The sequence below is a fragment of the Amycolatopsis sp. CA-128772 genome, from assembly GCF_002904295.1.
In the GTDB taxonomy this organism is placed as follows: Bacteria; Actinomycetota; Actinomycetes; order Mycobacteriales; family Pseudonocardiaceae; genus Amycolatopsis.
The window spans coordinates 34,077-49,159 of sequence record NZ_PPHG01000065.1 but is presented as its reverse complement, the minus strand read 5'-3'; the positions used below and the strand labels follow the sequence as shown (position 1 = coordinate 49,159).

Here is a 15,083-nt window from a genome sequence, read left to right as displayed (position 1 = left end):
GTCGCCGCCGAGCCGACCTCTCCCGCGCGACGCACCCCGTGGCGCAAGCGTGCACTGATCGGGATCGCGTCCGTCGCCGCGGCGGCAGCGGTGCTCGCCGGCGGCATCAGCATCGGGCTGGACCAGTCGGTCTCCGGCCGCCCGGTGCCGGTGGCCGACGGCCGCGCGGTGACGTCCGCGCCCGACGCGACCACCGTGCGCACGGCCGTGGCCGGCGGCGGCTCGGTCACGGCCACAGCCTCCCGGCAGCTGGGCAAAGTCCTCATCGCCGCGCAGGCCCTGCCGCGGCTGGACGCCGGCCACGCCTACGAGGTGTGGCTGACCGGCCCGGATGCGCCACGCTCGGCGGGCCTCATCCGCCCTCAAGGCACCGTCGAAGCCGTCCTCCCCGCCGGCACCGACGGGGTCGCGGTGACCGTCGAGCCCGCCACGGGATCCCTGCAGCCGACCACGCCATCGATCGCGAACCTCACGGTCAGCTGAACCAGCGCGAAGGCCCGGTCACCGCGGCGACCGGGCCTTCGGCCCTCTCCGGACTGCTCGTGATTCAGGGGAAACGCCGCGCGAGGGTGGGGCTCGTGGTTCGAGAAGCGCCATTCGGCGGCCTTCGCCGAGCACGATGTGACCGTTGCCGCGCAGTCACTGAATCGCGCATGCGATTTTGCGCTGCAGGCCGCCGGGTGACGCCAGCCACAAAGGAGCCGCGACCAACTTCCGCTCACGCACGTGATTGAGCGCTCACAGACGGTCATGTAGATGACCGACCATTGCAACATCCTCACATGCCGATGTGCGGACGCGAGCACGCGTGGGCGGCTCGTATCCGGTTCGGCGGCGCCGCGGTTTGTGCGAAGATGCCGATCATGGGCTCGGACTGGTCGTGGACATTGGTACTGCCCAGCGCGACGTTGAACTCCGCAACGATCGAACTGCTGCTGTCCCTGGCCGACGGGTTCGGGCTGTCGCCGCACCGGCCGGGTGGCGGGATCAACGGATTCGACAACTCGCCGGGCCGCGAGGGCGAACACCGGGTGCTCGACCGCGGACAGCTGGTGCAGGCCCTTGCCGTGGGTTCATGGTCGACCAACCTGTGGACCAGCGCCGCAGAAGATGTCTGGCTGTCCACCAAGCCGGACGGTGGAAGCGGCTGGGACTCCGTGTATCTGTCGTTGGACGCGTGCTACTGCTCGCGGACTCCCGGTGGTGCTCGGGCTGAACCGTTCCGGCAGCTGCACCGGCTGCTGACCGAACTGTGGATCGCGATCGCGGACGAGACCGGTGCGTTGTTCGGCCGCGTCGAGGACGAGTGGTCGTTGGAGCAGATCTGGTCCGAGGTGCCTGATCCGCTCGCCTGGGACGCTCCGCCGGCTCGGGGTGCCTGGCCGGACTGGCTGAGCTGGTGGACTTACTTCGACGCAGACCACCACCGGCTCCTGGCACCCCTCGCCACCGGGCTGGGCGCCGACATCCGCCGATCCCTTGGTGGCGCGACGGTGATCGAGTTGTTGATGGACCCGGCGGCAGTCGACGAGTTGAGGTTCGCTCGGCTGAACCAGGAGTACCGGCAGACCGTCGCAGCTGGTCTTCGTCGCGGCTAGGCAGCGTTGCGGACGGGGTGCGGCGCCCACGTCGTGCTCGCCGTCCGCGATACCGCCGCCGGCGAGGGGGCCGCCCGCCGGATCGGCGGCGACACCGAGGTGCGCGAGCTGGACCTGGCCTCCCTCGAGTCGGTCCGCGCGTTCGCCGCCGAACTGGCCGTCGACCACCCGGCGCTGGACCTGCTGGTCAACAACGCCGGTGTGGTTCTGCTCGGCCCGCGCCGTACCTCGGCCGACGGCTTCGAGCTGCAGTTCGCCACCAACGTGCTGGGCCACTTCGCCTTGACCGGCCTACTGCTGGACAACTTGGCCGCGGCGGGGGAAGCGCGGGTGGTCAACCTCAGCTCCCTCACCCACAAAGCCGCCGACCTGGACTTCGACGACCTGATGTTCGAACGCGGCTACCGGGCCGCCACCGCCTACGGCCGGTCGAAGCTAGCCACCACGATCTTCGGTGTCGAGCTGGACCGTCGTCTGCGCTCCGCGGGACTACCGATCGCGAGCGTGCTGGCCCACCCCGGTCTCACTCGAACCAACCTGACCCCGCGCGCCTGGGAACACCGTGGCCGGCTCGGGCAGGCGATCGCGCGGCTCGGTCTGCTGGCCACCCAGCCGGGGGAACGAGGCGCTCTGCCGCAGCTGTACGCCGCCACGGCACCCGGCGTGCAGAGCGGCCAGTTCTTCGGACCGGCCGGCCTCGCGGAGACGCGCGGCCGCGTCACCGAGGCTCGGCTCACCCCGAAAGCAGCCGACCCGGCCACCGGCCGACGGCTCTGGGCCGCGGCCCAGGAACTGACTGGGGTCGATTACCTCTGAACTTGGCCACCGGCCGAACGGGTCGTGCATCCAGACGCCCTTCTCATGCCGATGTGCGGACGTCGGCTGTCGAGCGCGGTCGTCGATGAGTCCCTCGATGGGGCTGGACGCGAGGTGCCCGGGGCCAGGCAAAGCTCGTGGCGGTCGGAAACCTGCGACGACGTTCCTTAGGTGATTCCAAAGTCGGGTGAAAGTCCCGCTGAAGTGCGGTTGGTGTGGTGGAGACGGCACCGGATGGGCCGGTGCCCTGCATCGAGCGAGGACACACATGGGGATTCGGACCAGACTCGTCGCCGCGGCCATGGTGGCCGGCCTGACGGCCGTGACCGGCGCGGCCGCCGCGTCGGCAGCGGCTCCGGCGGCTCCGTCGTCGGCACAGCCCGACAGCAAGAAGGACAACGGCAAGAAGGACGAAGGCAGGAAGAACGACGAGCAGCTCGCCAAGGTCGCCGCGAGCTTGCACGTGACGGTCAAGCGGCTGACCACCGCCTTGGGCAACCTGAAACGTGCTGTGGTCAACGGAACCGACAAGGCCGCAGCCATCGCCGCGTTCGCCAGGGAACTGGGGATCACGGTCGCCCGTGCGGAGAAGGTGCTGGAGGCACTGTCCGGTGATCCCGGCCCCGGCAAACCCGCTCCCGACAAGGAGGCGGGCGTTCCGGCCGAGGTGGTCAAGCTGCTGGCCGCCGAGCTGAAGATCAGCGAGGACCGGGCCCGGCAGGTGTTCAAGGACCTCGACAAGGTCGGCGGCAAGGGTGACGACGTCACGAAGGATCCGGCTTTCATCGCGATCGCCAAGGGCCTGGGGACCACCCCGCAGCGGCTGCTGGACGCGCTGCGCAAGGTGAAGGAGGAGTTCGCCAAGCAGGAGGGCGGCAAGCCCAAGGGCGGGGCGCCGAGCGGGAAGTGATCCTCTCCGCCGGGGTGTCCGGGCCGGCCGACGGCCGGTCCGGGCACCGTGGTCTGCTCCATACTGGGCGCGTGCGCGTACTGGTGGTCGATGACGACGAGGCCGTCCGCCGTTCGCTGGAGCATGCGCTGCGCCGGGACGGCTATCAGGTGTCCCTCGCGGCCGACGGCGTGCAGGCGCTGGACGAGCTCGGCCGGTCGCGGCCCGAGGTGATCGTCCTGGACGTGCTGGTTCCCGAACCGAACGGCCTGGAGATCTGCCGACGGCTGCGCCGCCGTGGCGACCAGACGCCGATTCTCATGCTCACCGCGCGCGACCTGGTCGAGGACCGCGTCGCCGGGCTGGACGCGGGCGCCGACGACTACCTGGTCAAGCCGTTCGCGCTGGACGAGCTGCGGGCACGGCTGCGAGCCCTGCTGCGGCGCAGCGGCGCGGTCCAGGAGGTGCTGCGGTTCGCCGGCATCGAGATGGACACCACCACCTGCCGGGTGCAGCGGGGCGCTCGGGCGATCGAGCTGACCCGCACCGAGTACTCGCTGCTGGAGTTGTTCCTGCGCAACCCCCAGCGCGTGCTGAGCCGCGAGCTGATCTTCGAATCGGTGTGGGGCTACGACTTCGGGCCCGCATCCAACCAGTTGTGGGTCTACATCTCCTACCTGCGCGGGAAACTGGAATCCACCGGTGAGCCCCGGCTGATCCAGACCGTGCGCGGCCTGGGATACGTGTTGCGGGAAGAACCATGACCTTGCGCGCCAGGGTCGGCCTCGCGGGTGGAGTCGTCGTGCTGCTGGCGCTCGCCGTGGCGTCGTTGGTGGTCTACCCGGCCGTGCGGTCGATCATGCGTCACCAGGTCGACGCGTCGCTGATGCAGAGCATCGGCGAGGGTGATTCCCTCGCCCGCCAGCTCAAGCAGAAGGTCGCCGAGTCCGGCGACAAGATCCCCATCGACGAACCGGTCGAACTGGGCAGCATGCTGGTCCAGTTCGTCGGCGGCCCGGTGTACCCCGGCTCGAACCGGGCCTTCGTCGAGATCACCCGACGGGACGCGGACGTCGCCAACGGCACGCAGCCCGCGTACTTCCAGGACACGACCTACAACGGCGTCGAATACCGCCTCCTCACCTCCGGGATGGGCAAGCCACCGGGTGGATTGATGCGGGTCGCCCAGCGGCAGGACGACCAGGCCGCCATCCTGGCCTCGCTGGCCGCGTTGCTGGTCGCGCTGACAATCGGCGGCGGTCTGGTGGCCGCGGTGACCGCACGGCTGGCGGCGCGCCGCGTGCTACGGCCGGTCCAGCAGCTCACCCGGGCCGTCGAGCACATCACCGCGACCCACGACCTGACCGCGCCCGTCGACCACCTGACCGGACGTGACGAGATCGGCCACCTCGGTCAGGCTTTCGCCGCCATGACCACTGCTTTGGACGCGTCCATGCGGGCACAGCGGCAACTGGTCGCCGACGCCTCACACGAGCTGCGCACCCCGTTGACCAGCCTCACCACCAACCTCGAACTGCTCGCCGACGGCGACGGCCTGCGCGCGCCCGAGGCCCCGGCCCTCGTGCAGGACGCGATCGGCCAGGCACGGGAACTGCGGTCGCTGATCAACAACCTGGTCGACCTCGCCCGCTACGGCAAAAACCCCGCCCACACCGAGGACACCCGGCTCGACCTGGTGGCGAAGACCGTGATCGCCAAGGCCGCCACGCGAACCTCCGCCCCCCGGTTCACGTCCGCCCTGACCCCGTGCCTCGTGCACGTCGACCCGGACGCGATCGAACGGGCCATCGCCAATCTCGTGGACAACGCGGTCAAGTGGAGCCCACCCGGCGGCGAGATCACGATCACCGTGGCCGATGGCCAGTTCTCGGTCACCGATGAAGGCCCCGGTATCCCCACGGCCGACGTGCCGTTCGTGTTCGACCGGTTCTACCGCTCCACCCGGGCCCGGTCGATGCCCGGTTCCGGGCTGGGCCTGGCGATCGTGCGCCAGGTGGTGGAGACCCACGGCGGGCAGGTCGCCGCCGAACCGCTGGACCACGGCCTGCGCATGCGGTTCCACCTGCCGGTCGTGCCCGACTGAGCGGGATCGGAGCTGGGACGCGCCGAACTCGGCGCCGGTGATGCCGGTGCGGATCGAGCCGGGACTGCCCATCCCTTCGGCACCACGCCACCAGCCCATGGGAGGGCCACGGGCGGCAACCGGTGGCGGGGCAGCCCATTCATGGACTGCCCCCTTCCTGCGCTCGCTCATGCCGACCTCACGTGCACCGGCATGACCGTGCGAATGCACCCCAGCGTCGTCGTGACAGCGACCGAGAACGGAATGGTCCTGCTCGACCAACGAGCCGGATGGTACTTCGAGCTGAACCCAGCGGGCGCGAGCATCGTGCACGCCCTGACCGAGGGCGCCGACCCGGTGCGGGAAGTGGTCGGGCAATCCGCCGTACCCGCGCAACAAGCGGCCGGGGACGTCAAGGCGTTCCTGGAAGCACTGCTCGGGCGCGGACTGGCGGTGCCGCGATGAGCAGGCCGACGGCTCTGCCCACCCGGCCGACGCTGGCCTGGTGGCGGCGTCCCCCGGCCCCGCTCGCGGTGGCCGGCGCGCGGTGCAGTGCCACGGCGAAGGCTGCCTGCAACGCTCCCTGGCCACGACGCTGCTGTGCCGGCTGCGCGGCACGTGGCCGACCTCGTGCACCGGGAACGGAGCCGGCGTCCCGCCGGGTTGCCCAGGCAGAGATGAGGACGGCCCTGCCGGCCCTGCGTCTGGACCCGGCAGGGCCTGGACCCGAAAGAACCCGTACGGGAGATCCGGATCCACGGTTCCCTTACCTCGTTGTCGGGCGGCGAAACGCGAATCGCTTTCGGCGCCCGGCTCGTTGAGGCTGGTAGCGGCTTGGCGCCCCGGCGGACTACGTTGGTCGTCGCGATGGTTGAGAAGGCAGCCGTCTTCCGCAGCAACTCGGGGAGACCGGCATGAGCAGTGATCAGGACTGGCGGCGCGACAAGGCGGAGTTCGTCGCCGACCTGGAGCCCCGGCGGCTCGGCCCCGGCCCCTTGGCCGAGCAGTTCGCCCAGCTGGCGCGCACCCTGCTCACCGCCCCCACCGTCGAAGACGTGCTGCAGCGCGTGCTCGAGGCCACGACGGTGATGGTCCCGGCGGCCGACCTGGCCAGCTTCACCCTGCTGGACGCCGACGGCCACTTCCACACCCCCGCCGAGACCGACGAGGTCGCCATCGAACTGGACCGGCTGCAGTACCGGTTCCGGGAAGGCCCCTGCGTCGAAGCCGCCGACCCCGGCGGCCCGGCCGTCGCGATCGCCCCGGACCTGACCGCCGAACCGCGCTGGCGCAAGTGGGCGCCGGCCGCCACGGAACTCGGGATGGGCTCCGTCCTCTCGACCGCGCTGATCAGCGGGCCGCCCGCCGGCGAGTCCAGTGGCGCCCTCAACGTGTACTCGCGCTCCCGGCACGGGCTCGACGCGGCCGACCGCGACGTGTTGCTGCTGCTGGCGACCCACGCCTCCCTTGCTCTGGCCGCCACCGATGCGGTCACCCGCGCGGACCTGCAGGCCGCACATCTGCGCAAGGCCATCGACAGCCGGGACGTGATCGGGCAGGCCAAGGGCATCATCATGGCGCGCCGGGGAGTTTCCGCGGACGCGGCGTTCGATGTCCTGCGGCGGACGTCCCAGAACCTCAACGTCAAGCTGGCCGAACTCGCCCGGACGCTCGCCGAGCGCCACACGGAGATCGACCTGCCCATCCGCTGAGCCGAAGAATCAACCGCAGTGCCGTGAACGACCAGGACCGCCGCCGCTTCCCCAAGGCAGCCGGGATGACCGGACTCGGGGTCGTCGGAGCGGGCGCCCTCGGCGAGCTCGCCGCCACTGGACTGGCGCGGACAGGATCAGGCTTCGTCCTTGCGCAGCAGTTCGGTGATCGCGTTGCCCTCGGTGACCGTGAGCGGCCCGGGACAAGGTATTCGCAGTTGGTCGGCGAGTGCCGGGCCGTGGAGATCGGCGGCGGTTTCGACCAGCAGACACAGCGTGTTCACCGCTGTGCGCGTCTTCTCCGTGGGCCGGTCGAACTGGCCACGGACGAGGACGCGGTAGGTCGGCATGGCGTCAGGCCGGCGACACGCAGCGTCAGCGCCGACGGATCATCGACGTGCTGAGAGCGCTCCCAGCTGCTGGCGGTAACAGTGGATCGCCGGCGAGCGGGTCAAGACCGCTCCGTTGCGCCGGATGGCCCTGCGGGGCGCCGCCGAATCGACCACCGAAAAAGTCGATGCTTTACACGGCGGATGCGGCTTCTTACCCTCTGATCCTGGAAGCGCTCCCAGAGACGAGGAGACGGCGTGCGCACTTCAGTGTCGAAGGCGATGTCCCAGGCGGTCGTGGTCGTGCTCGTTCTCGGCCTCGCGCTGGTCGCTCCGGGGGCGGCCGGCGGGGCCGGGAAGTTCAACTACGGTGAGGCGCTTCAGAAAGCCGTCTGGTTCTACGATGCCCAGCGGTCCGGGGTGCTTCCCTCCGGGAACCGGGTTTCGTGGCGGGGGCCTTCCGGGCTCGATGACGGGAAGGATGCCGGGCTGGATCTGACCGGGGGGTTCTACGACGCCGGTGACCACGTCAAGTTCGGGCTGCCCTTCGAATTCAGCATGACCATGCTCGCCTGGGGGGCGTTGGAGAACCGCGCCGCCTACCAGGACTCCGGGCAGTGGGGTGCCCTGCTCTCGAACCTGCGGTGGGGTGATGACTGGCTGATCAAGGCGCACCCGCAGCCCGACGTGCTCTACGGCCAGGTCGGCAAGGGCGACGACGACCACAAGTGGTGGGGGCCCGCCGAGACCATGACCATGGCGCGGCCCGCCTACCGGATCGACGACTCCTGCCCCGGCTCGGACCTCGCCGGTGAGGCCGCCGCGCAGATGGCCGCCAGCTCGATGGTCTTCCAGGGCAGCGACTCCGCCTATGCCGCCACCCTGCTCACGCACGCGAAGCAGCTGTACTCGTTCGCCGACAACCACCGGGGCGTCTACTCGAACTGCATCACCGACGCCCAGAACTTCTACAAGTCCTGGAGCGGCTACCAGGACGAGCTGGTGTGGGGCGCTATCTGGCTCTACAAGGCCACCGGCGACGCCACCTACCTCACCAAGGCGCGCGCCGAGTACGAAAAGCTCTCCACCGAACCGCAGACCAGCACCCGCTCCTACCGGTGGACCCTCGCCTGGGACGACAAGTCCTACGGCGCCTACGTCCTGCTCGCTCAGCTCACCCGCGACCCCGAGTACGTCGCCGACGCCAACCGCTGGCTGGACTGGTGGACCACCGGGGTCAACGGCCAGCACGTGCCCTACTCCCCCGGCGGGCAGGCCGTGCTCGACCAGTGGGGCTCGCTGCGGTACGCGGCGAACACCGCCTTCGTGGCGCTCACCTACTCGGACTGGTTGCGCGCCAGCGATCCGACGCGTGCCGGCACCTACCACGACTTCGGCGTCCGGCAGATCAACTACGCGCTCGGTGACAACCCGCGCGGGGCCAGCTTCGAGGTCGGGTTCGGCGTCAACCCGCCGCGCAACCCGCACCACCGCACCGCGCACGGCTCCTGGGCCGACAACATCAACGAGCCCGCGCAGAGCCGGCACATCCTCTACGGCGCCCTCGTCGGCGGCCCCAGCTCGGCCAACGACTCCTACACCGACGACCGCACCAACTACACCATGAACGAGGTGGCCCTCGACTACAACGCCGGCTTCACCGGCGCGCTGGCCCGCCTCTACGGCGAGTACGGCGGGTCGCCGCTGGCCGCCTTCCCGCCCAAGGAAACCCCGGACGGCCCGGAAGTCCTGGCCCAGGGCGCGCTGAACCAGCCCGACGGCGGCACGTTCACCGAGGTCAAGGCGTACGTGCTCAACAAGTCGGCGTGGCCGGCGCGCACGTTCACCGGCTCCCTGCGCTACTACTTCACCCTCGACGGCGCCACCACGCCCGGCCAGATCTCGGTCAGCTCCGCCTACAACCAGTGCGACGCGCCGAGCGTGCACCAGTTCTCCGGCTCGACCTACTACGTCGAGGTGCCGTGCTCCGGCGGCGTCGCGCCCGGCGGCCAGTCCCGCTACCGCAAGGAAGTGCAGTTCCGGATCAGCAGCGCCGGCACCTGGGACCCCGCCAACGACTGGTCGCACACCGGCCTCGCGCCCAGCGGCAGCGCGCCCGCCGACGCTTCGCGGCTGGTGCTCACGCAGGGTTCCACCGTGCTGTGGGGCAGCCAGCCGGGACCGTCCACAGCCGACACCACGCCGCCGACGGCACCGACCGGGGTCACCGCCACCGCCGGCCGCACCAGCGTCGGTCTCAGCTGGACCGCCGCCACCGACGACGTCGGCGTCGCCGGGTACGACGTGCTCGGCTCGGCCGGTACGGTGCTCGGCAGCGCGACGAGCACCAGCTACCAGGTCACCGGCCTCACCCCCGGCACCGCGTACACGTTCTCGGTGCGCGCCCGGGACGCCGCGGGCAACCAGTCGACCCCGAGCAGCCCGGTTTCGGTCACCACCACGACCGGCGGCGGCGACCCCGGCACCGGCTCGCTCGCCGTGCAGCAGCACGGCGGCAGCGTCACCGACAGCCAGATCCGCACCAGCCTGCAGGTCGTCAACCGGGGCAGCACGCCCGTCGCCTTGACCGGCGTCACCGCGCGGTACTGGTTCACCGGCGACGCCACCAACCCGGGTTACCAGATCTGGTGCGACTACGCGGTTCTCGGCTGCGCGAACGTCTCGCTGCGCGTGGTGAAGCTCGCCACGCCGCGGCTGGGCGCCGACGCTTACGTGGAAGTCGCCTTCAGCGGCGGTACCCTCGCCGCCGGAGCGGCGACCGGCGAGCTCCAGGTCCGGGTGGCCAAAGCCGACTGGTCCGCCTTCAACCAGGCCGACGACTACAGCTTCCGGACGGCGGCGTCGTTCACCGACCTGAGCACCGTCACCGCCTATCAGTCCGGCGCGCTCGCCTGGGGGACCGAACCGTGATGGTCGAAGGAGAACCGCCGGACGAGCGGCAGCCAATCGAGGTAGAGGCCGAGTTGCTGCGGAAGATCCTCGATCGCGCTGACCGTGGCGATGAGGCTCGCCAGCGTCGGGTCGTCCCATGGGTGCGACGCGACTTCCGCCCAGGTCTGCCGTTGAAGCACCTCGCGCGAGGTGAACAGCTCGCCGGTCGCGCGGGCGTCGTCGGCGTGCAGCGCGAGCAGGACGATGACCGCTTTGGCCGGCTCGGCCGCGCCGTGGGTGAACTCGGCCAGTTCGACGTTGGTCAGCCGCGACCGGATGAGCCGGTAGAGGTTCAGCAGCCGCTTCGCCGTCCGGGGGGTCGGTACCAGGTTCCCCACCTTGCAGAGGAAGTCCACCTCGGCCGCGGAGAGTTCCAGCTGTAGCGGGCGCACGTCGATCTCCGGGTCCTCCGGTGCGGGACGATCCCGGGCGCCCGGGGTGGCCGCGGGCGTCGGGCCGGCCGGCGGTCGCGGCAGCGTGGGCGCCATGCTCCGGATGAGGCCCTGGTAGGCGTCGTCGTCCATCGCGGACAGCTGGAACGGGATCTGGAAGATCTTCTCCAGGTACTGCTCGGGCGCCAGGTCCGTGAGCAGGTCCGCGTAGTGGGTCGTGATCGCCTTCCGCAGCCACCGGGGGTCGACGCCGACGACCACGACGAACACCGGCAGCGCGACCAGCAGGTGGATGGCTTCGAGGACCTTCACGACCACGTCGCTGGGGCAGCGGTCGAGGTCGTCGATGTACAGCACGACCCGCTCCAGCCCCCCTTCCTCCCGGGCGAGGATCGCGGCGAACGTCTCCAGGTCCCGCCGGAGCAGGGAGACGATGCCGAGGTGGCGGCGGTAGTCGTCGCTGGCGTAGCGGGACTTGGCGAACGCGGCCGCGTCGTGGCCGGGCGCGAGGTCGCCGACGGCCCGCTCCAGCCGCTCGGCTTCGGCGTCGAGTTCGGCGAGCCGCTGGTCGGTGGCGTCCTTCGCGCGGTCCGCCGCGTCGGAGATCCGGCGCACCGCCTTCCGGACGGTGGTGATGGCCGGGGTGGCCGCGGCGAGCAGCGAAGCAGCACCCACCACGGCCGGCCACAGTGGTCCACGGACCACGACGGCCAGCACGACGGCGAACGCGAGGCCGATGGCGAGCGTCGTCCACGCACGGACGTCACCGCGCAGGAGCTGCCACCCGCGCCGGAGTTCGGTCGTCACGCCGGCTGCCTCGCCGGCGAACTCCTTGATGTGGTCGGCCGTGGCGGCGTCGACACCGGTCTCCTGGGCGATCCACGCGAAGTCCTCGGCGGTCAGGCCCAGCCGGACCGGGGCACGCTCGTGCCTCGCCGCGACGAGCATGCGCTCCAGGCGCACGGCGCTGAGCTGCGTGAGCAGTGAACGTTCGGTGCGCCGCAGCTCGGCCAGCTCGTGGGCGCGGCGGGTCAGGTCGTCCTCCGACCCGCTGGCGGCGATGTGGTCGAAGATGTGCGTCGCGAGGCTCGCCCAGAGATTGGCCTCGGCGTAGTGCCACGCGTTGAAGGTGACCTGGCGGACCGACGAGCAGAACGTGGAGATTTCCGGTCCCCGGCGTCCCGCGGACCGTTCGGCGGTTTTCGCGGCCCCCGCCATCGCCCGGATCCGGCTTTGCATACTGCGCATGAAGAAGCTCTTGCCGGTTCCCCAGTTCCCGAACAACCCGATGGACAACGGCGGCGCGATCAGGCGCGACGCGACGAGGTCGGCGAGCATGTCGACGTCGGCGGCGATGCCCATCCGGTCCGGGCCGTCATCGGTGTCCGCGTGGAAACCCGCGGCGTGGCGCACCGGCGGCAGGTCGAACCCGTTCGGCGGCGTTTCGGCGTCGTCGGACGGGGATTGCACTCGATCGGGGGGCGGCGCGCTCGACGCGACCGCGGTGGACAAGACGTCGTCACGCCGCTTCCGGTATTGGTCGGCCGACACCTTTCCGTTGGCAAGCTGCAAGTCGAGTTCGCGGAGTTCGTCCTGCCAGGTCACCTGCGTCGTCCCCCGGGTGTCCGGTTGTCCCCACCAGGCCGGATGTCGTTTGCGCCGCGGGCCGCGTTACGGTCGCCCGGGAGGTTTCACCGATCCGAGGGAGCTGACGCCGTGGCAGGTCTTCACGTCGGCTGCGCGATGTGGACCCACAAGGCGTGGCCGGGCCGGTTCCTGCCGCCGTCGGTACCGGCCAAGGAACGGCTGCGGGCCTACGCCGGCTGGTGCAACGCCGTCGAGGGCAACACCACCTTCTACGCCACGCCCGCCCGGGACACCGTGGCCACCTGGGCGCAGCAGACCGATGACGACTTCCGGTTCGTGGTCAAGGTGCCCAAGGTGGTCACCCACGAACGGCGGTTCGCCGGGGTCGAGACCGAGATGCGGGCGTTCCTGGACGCGCTCGAACCGCTGGGTGACCGGGCCGTCCTGTGGACGCAGCTGCCCGGCTCGTTCGGGCCCTCCGACGTCGATTCCCTCGGGCGGTTCCTGCGGCGGCTGCCGGCCGGGCGGCGGCGGGCCGTCGAGGTGCGCCACCCGGCGTTCTTCACCGACGCCCGGTCGACGTCGCTGCTCGAGGAGACGCTCGGGACCGCGGAGGCCGAGTGGGTGCCGTTCGACACCACCATCTTCTTCGGGCGGCCGCCGGGCAGCAAGGCCGAGCAGGAAACCTGGGCCAAGAAGCCGCGGCTGCCGCGGCGGACGCGGGCGCTGACCGACCGGCCGATCGTCCGCTACCTGGGGCGGGACTCGGCCGAGGAGACCGCCGAAGGGTGGCAGCCGTGGACCGCGGTGGTGGCGGCCTGGCTGCGCGAAGGGCGGTCGCCGACGGTTTTCGTGCACACCCCGAACAACGACGAGGCGCCGGCGCTGGCCCGCCGCTTCCACGACGACGTGCGGGCGCTGGTGCCTGATCTTGAGCCGCTGCCGGAGCCGGAGCCGGTCGAACCGGCGACGTTGTTCTGAAGGATCTTCCGGTTCGGGCCCTGGTGACCGTGCCGGCCATGAATCACAGAAAGGCGCGGCCGGTGGAACAAGCGCGCTCCGGGGGGCGCCGGCGGACCCGGCGGCGCAGGAGGGAAGGGTGCCCTCGACACGAACGGCGCCCGACGTCCGGGCGCGGCGAGCGGGCCTCCCGGCAATGCCGGCCCGGCCGGGCTCGCGGGCAATCAGCAGACCCGGCAGCTTCCGGCCACCGACTTCTGGATGGTCGTGCGGGCCGAGCTGGGCGCCGACATCGCGACCAGCTCGGCCCACTGGTACGCCATTGCCCAGTACTGTTTCCGGCAGGTTCGCGGCACGCCCACGGCAGCCGAGGCGGATCGGATCATCGAGCTGCTCGATCTGGTCATCGCGACCTCGCCGGCCGCGGATCAGGCCCTCGCGACGAAACGGCAGTTCCTCAACGGGGACGATGCGATCGGGATTCCCCGCAACCTCGACGTCGTTCCCGATTTCGAGCGGTATCTGCGGCGGGTGACGCTGTACGGTCAATTGATCGACCAGCTTTTCGGCGACGCCAAGGACATGCTTTCCGCCGTCACGTCGACCGGTCTGACCGAGGCGCAGCTGAGGGTGCAGCTGAACAAGCTGGACACCACCGCGTCCGTGCTGAACGCCGCGCTGGAGGACGCCAAGGAGTCACTCGCCGAAGCGGAGACCGACGAAGCGAGGGGCAAAGCTGCGGTGGTCCAGACTCCGCACGGAGGGGGCCAAAGACGCCGCCGGGCACAGAACGCCGGACGGCCACATCGATGTCGACGCCTGGGCGGCGGCCGCGGGAGGCGTCCTCATCAGCTTCGCGAAATTCGTCAAGGACATCGACCAGGCAACCGGCGATCCGGCGTTGAAGTCGCTGGTCAAGGACCTCGCCAAGCTGCTGCAGGAGAAGCGTTCGGCCACCGAACGCGTGAACGCCGCCAAGCGTCAGGTGCACCTGGCGCAGCTGAGGGTCGACGGCCTCACCCGAGAGCGCGCGGACTACGAGAACCTGTACGCGCGAGCACGCGACGACGCGGCCCTCCTGCGCCGGACCGCACTGACCATGATCGCCGCCACCCGGCGATACGGCGACGTCTTCCTGGAAAGCCAGGTGCGGGCGGCACGGGCGGTGGAGATCTACACCTGCGGGATCAATCCGCAGCCATGACGCTCGACCGGCGGCACGTGCATCCGGACGTCGAACGCGACTTCGACGAAGACCTGATCGATCCGGCGGCTTACCAGGCACGTTTGCTGGCCGGCACCCGGGAGCTGGTCCTGGTGGATCTCATCGCCGGGTTCGACGACTACGACTACCAATCCTTCAAGGACGACGAGCACGACCTGACGATAACCGGCGAGCAGGAACTCGAGCAGTTCCGCACGACGCGGACGATCTCATTCACCGTGAACCCCGATGATCTCGCCGGCGATCGGTGGCAGGCGAAGGTCGAAGCGGTGCGGGTCATCCTGCACGACGTCACCGCGGCAACGCCGATCTTCGCCATGGTCGTGGCCCACGGAGCACGGTGTACCGACCGGCTCAAGGACGGCACTGACGTCACCCAGTACCTCGAGTCCCGGTCCATCCTGGTCCAGGTGGCACCCGACACGGCCGGCGCCGTGGCGATCGGCGCCGCCGCGGCGCCGACGACCGAACGCCCGAGCTAATTCTGGCGCCGCAGTTTGTCGACCGAATGGACGTTGTCGATCGAAGCGGGGGTAGCCA

14 protein-coding genes are annotated in these 15,083 nt (G+C 70.5%); 12 read left to right on the top strand and 2 right to left on the bottom strand.

The features are described from left to right. The 8 genes from C2L59_RS22070 to C2L59_RS22030 form a co-directional block, all read left to right on the top strand. The coding region (locus tag C2L59_RS22070; RefSeq protein ID WP_146060421.1) for an anti-sigma factor at positions 1-483 on the top strand (483 nt) is incomplete at its 5' end. Between the two features lie 299 nt (positions 484-782). Beyond that, complete coding sequence (locus C2L59_RS22065; RefSeq protein WP_233223629.1) at positions 783-1,598, top strand: hypothetical protein; 816 nt, start codon at positions 783-785, stop codon at positions 1,596-1,598. 6 nt (positions 1,599-1,604) lie between these two features. Continuing rightward, a complete protein-coding gene (locus C2L59_RS22060) occupies positions 1,605-2,414 on the top strand; it encodes an oxidoreductase (RefSeq protein ID WP_103351407.1) in 810 nt (269 codons plus the stop codon). Positions 2,415-2,682: 268 nt separating this feature from the next. Beyond that, complete coding sequence (locus C2L59_RS22055) at positions 2,683-3,324, top strand: hypothetical protein (protein WP_103351406.1); 642 nt, start codon at positions 2,683-2,685, stop codon at positions 3,322-3,324. A gap of 71 nt (positions 3,325-3,395) precedes the next feature. After that, positions 3,396-4,067: a response regulator transcription factor gene (locus tag C2L59_RS22050; RefSeq protein ID WP_103351405.1), complete on the top strand. Its 672-nt coding sequence runs from the start codon at positions 3,396-3,398 to the stop codon at positions 4,065-4,067. Further along, a complete protein-coding gene (locus tag C2L59_RS22045) occupies positions 4,064-5,407 on the top strand; it encodes a cell wall metabolism sensor histidine kinase WalK (protein ID WP_103351404.1) in 1,344 nt (447 codons plus the stop codon). The genes C2L59_RS22050 and C2L59_RS22045 overlap by 4 nt, the downstream gene beginning before the upstream one ends. Before the next feature lie 192 nt (positions 5,408-5,599). Continuing rightward, positions 5,600-5,851, top strand: a complete 252-nt coding sequence (locus tag C2L59_RS22040) for a lasso peptide biosynthesis PqqD family chaperone (RefSeq protein WP_103351403.1) — start codon at positions 5,600-5,602, stop codon at positions 5,849-5,851. A gap of 449 nt (positions 5,852-6,300) precedes the next feature. After that, positions 6,301-7,098, top strand: coding sequence for a GAF and ANTAR domain-containing protein (locus tag C2L59_RS22030; RefSeq protein ID WP_103351401.1), 798 nt, complete (start codon positions 6,301-6,303; stop codon positions 7,096-7,098). Between the two features lie 137 nt (positions 7,099-7,235). Here the strand turns inward: C2L59_RS22030 and C2L59_RS22025 are convergent, their stop codons facing one another. After that, positions 7,236-7,448: a hypothetical protein gene (locus C2L59_RS22025; protein ID WP_103351400.1), complete on the bottom strand. Its 213-nt coding sequence runs from the start codon at positions 7,446-7,448 to the stop codon at positions 7,236-7,238. A 237-nt stretch (positions 7,449-7,685) separates the two neighbouring features. Between C2L59_RS22025 and C2L59_RS22020 the strand changes: the two genes are divergently transcribed. Continuing rightward, a complete protein-coding gene (locus C2L59_RS22020) occupies positions 7,686-10,358 on the top strand; it encodes a glycoside hydrolase family 9 protein (protein WP_103351399.1) in 2,673 nt (890 codons plus the stop codon). On the opposite strand, the gene C2L59_RS22015 is transcribed toward C2L59_RS22020, so the two are convergent. Next, positions 10,322-12,376 (bottom strand): P-loop NTPase fold protein, encoded by a 2,055-nt coding sequence (locus tag C2L59_RS22015; RefSeq protein ID WP_103351398.1) that lies wholly within the window; start codon positions 12,374-12,376, stop codon positions 10,322-10,324. The two genes, C2L59_RS22020 and C2L59_RS22015, sit on opposite strands and share 37 nt — an antisense overlap. 138 nt (positions 12,377-12,514) lie before the next feature. Between C2L59_RS22015 and C2L59_RS22010 the strand changes: the two genes are divergently transcribed. From C2L59_RS22010 to C2L59_RS21990, 3 genes are all read left to right on the top strand, one after another. Beyond that, the gene (locus tag C2L59_RS22010; RefSeq protein ID WP_103351397.1) at positions 12,515-13,339 is read left to right on the top strand and encodes a DUF72 domain-containing protein; all 825 of its coding nucleotides are present in this window, start codon (positions 12,515-12,517) and stop codon (positions 13,337-13,339) included. 880 nt (positions 13,340-14,219) lie between these two features. Next, complete coding sequence (locus C2L59_RS21995) at positions 14,220-14,522, top strand: hypothetical protein (RefSeq protein ID WP_103351395.1); 303 nt, start codon at positions 14,220-14,222, stop codon at positions 14,520-14,522. Continuing rightward, positions 14,519-15,025, top strand: coding sequence for a hypothetical protein (locus C2L59_RS21990; protein ID WP_103351394.1), 507 nt, complete (start codon positions 14,519-14,521; stop codon positions 15,023-15,025). Before C2L59_RS21995 ends, C2L59_RS21990 begins: the two co-directional genes overlap by 4 nt. Positions 15,026-15,083: the final 58 nt, after the last annotated feature.

Coding starts and splice junctions, on each gene's coding strand:
- C2L59_RS22065 (WP_233223629.1), top strand. CDS start 783: ATGCCGATGTGCGGACGCGAGCACGCGTGGGCGGCTCGTATCCGGTTC.
- C2L59_RS22055 (WP_103351406.1), top strand. CDS start 2,683: ATGGGGATTCGGACCAGACTCGTCGCCGCGGCCATGGTGGCCGGCCTG.
- C2L59_RS22045 (WP_103351404.1), top strand. CDS start 4,064: ATGACCTTGCGCGCCAGGGTCGGCCTCGCGGGTGGAGTCGTCGTGCTG.
- C2L59_RS22040 (WP_103351403.1), top strand. CDS start 5,600: ATGACCGTGCGAATGCACCCCAGCGTCGTCGTGACAGCGACCGAGAAC.
- C2L59_RS22030 (WP_103351401.1), top strand. CDS start 6,301: ATGAGCAGTGATCAGGACTGGCGGCGCGACAAGGCGGAGTTCGTCGCC.
- C2L59_RS22025 (WP_103351400.1), bottom strand. CDS start 7,448: ATGCCGACCTACCGCGTCCTCGTCCGTGGCCAGTTCGACCGGCCCACG.
- C2L59_RS22010 (WP_103351397.1), top strand. CDS start 12,515: ATGTGGACCCACAAGGCGTGGCCGGGCCGGTTCCTGCCGCCGTCGGTA.
- C2L59_RS21990 (WP_103351394.1), top strand. CDS start 14,519: ATGACGCTCGACCGGCGGCACGTGCATCCGGACGTCGAACGCGACTTC.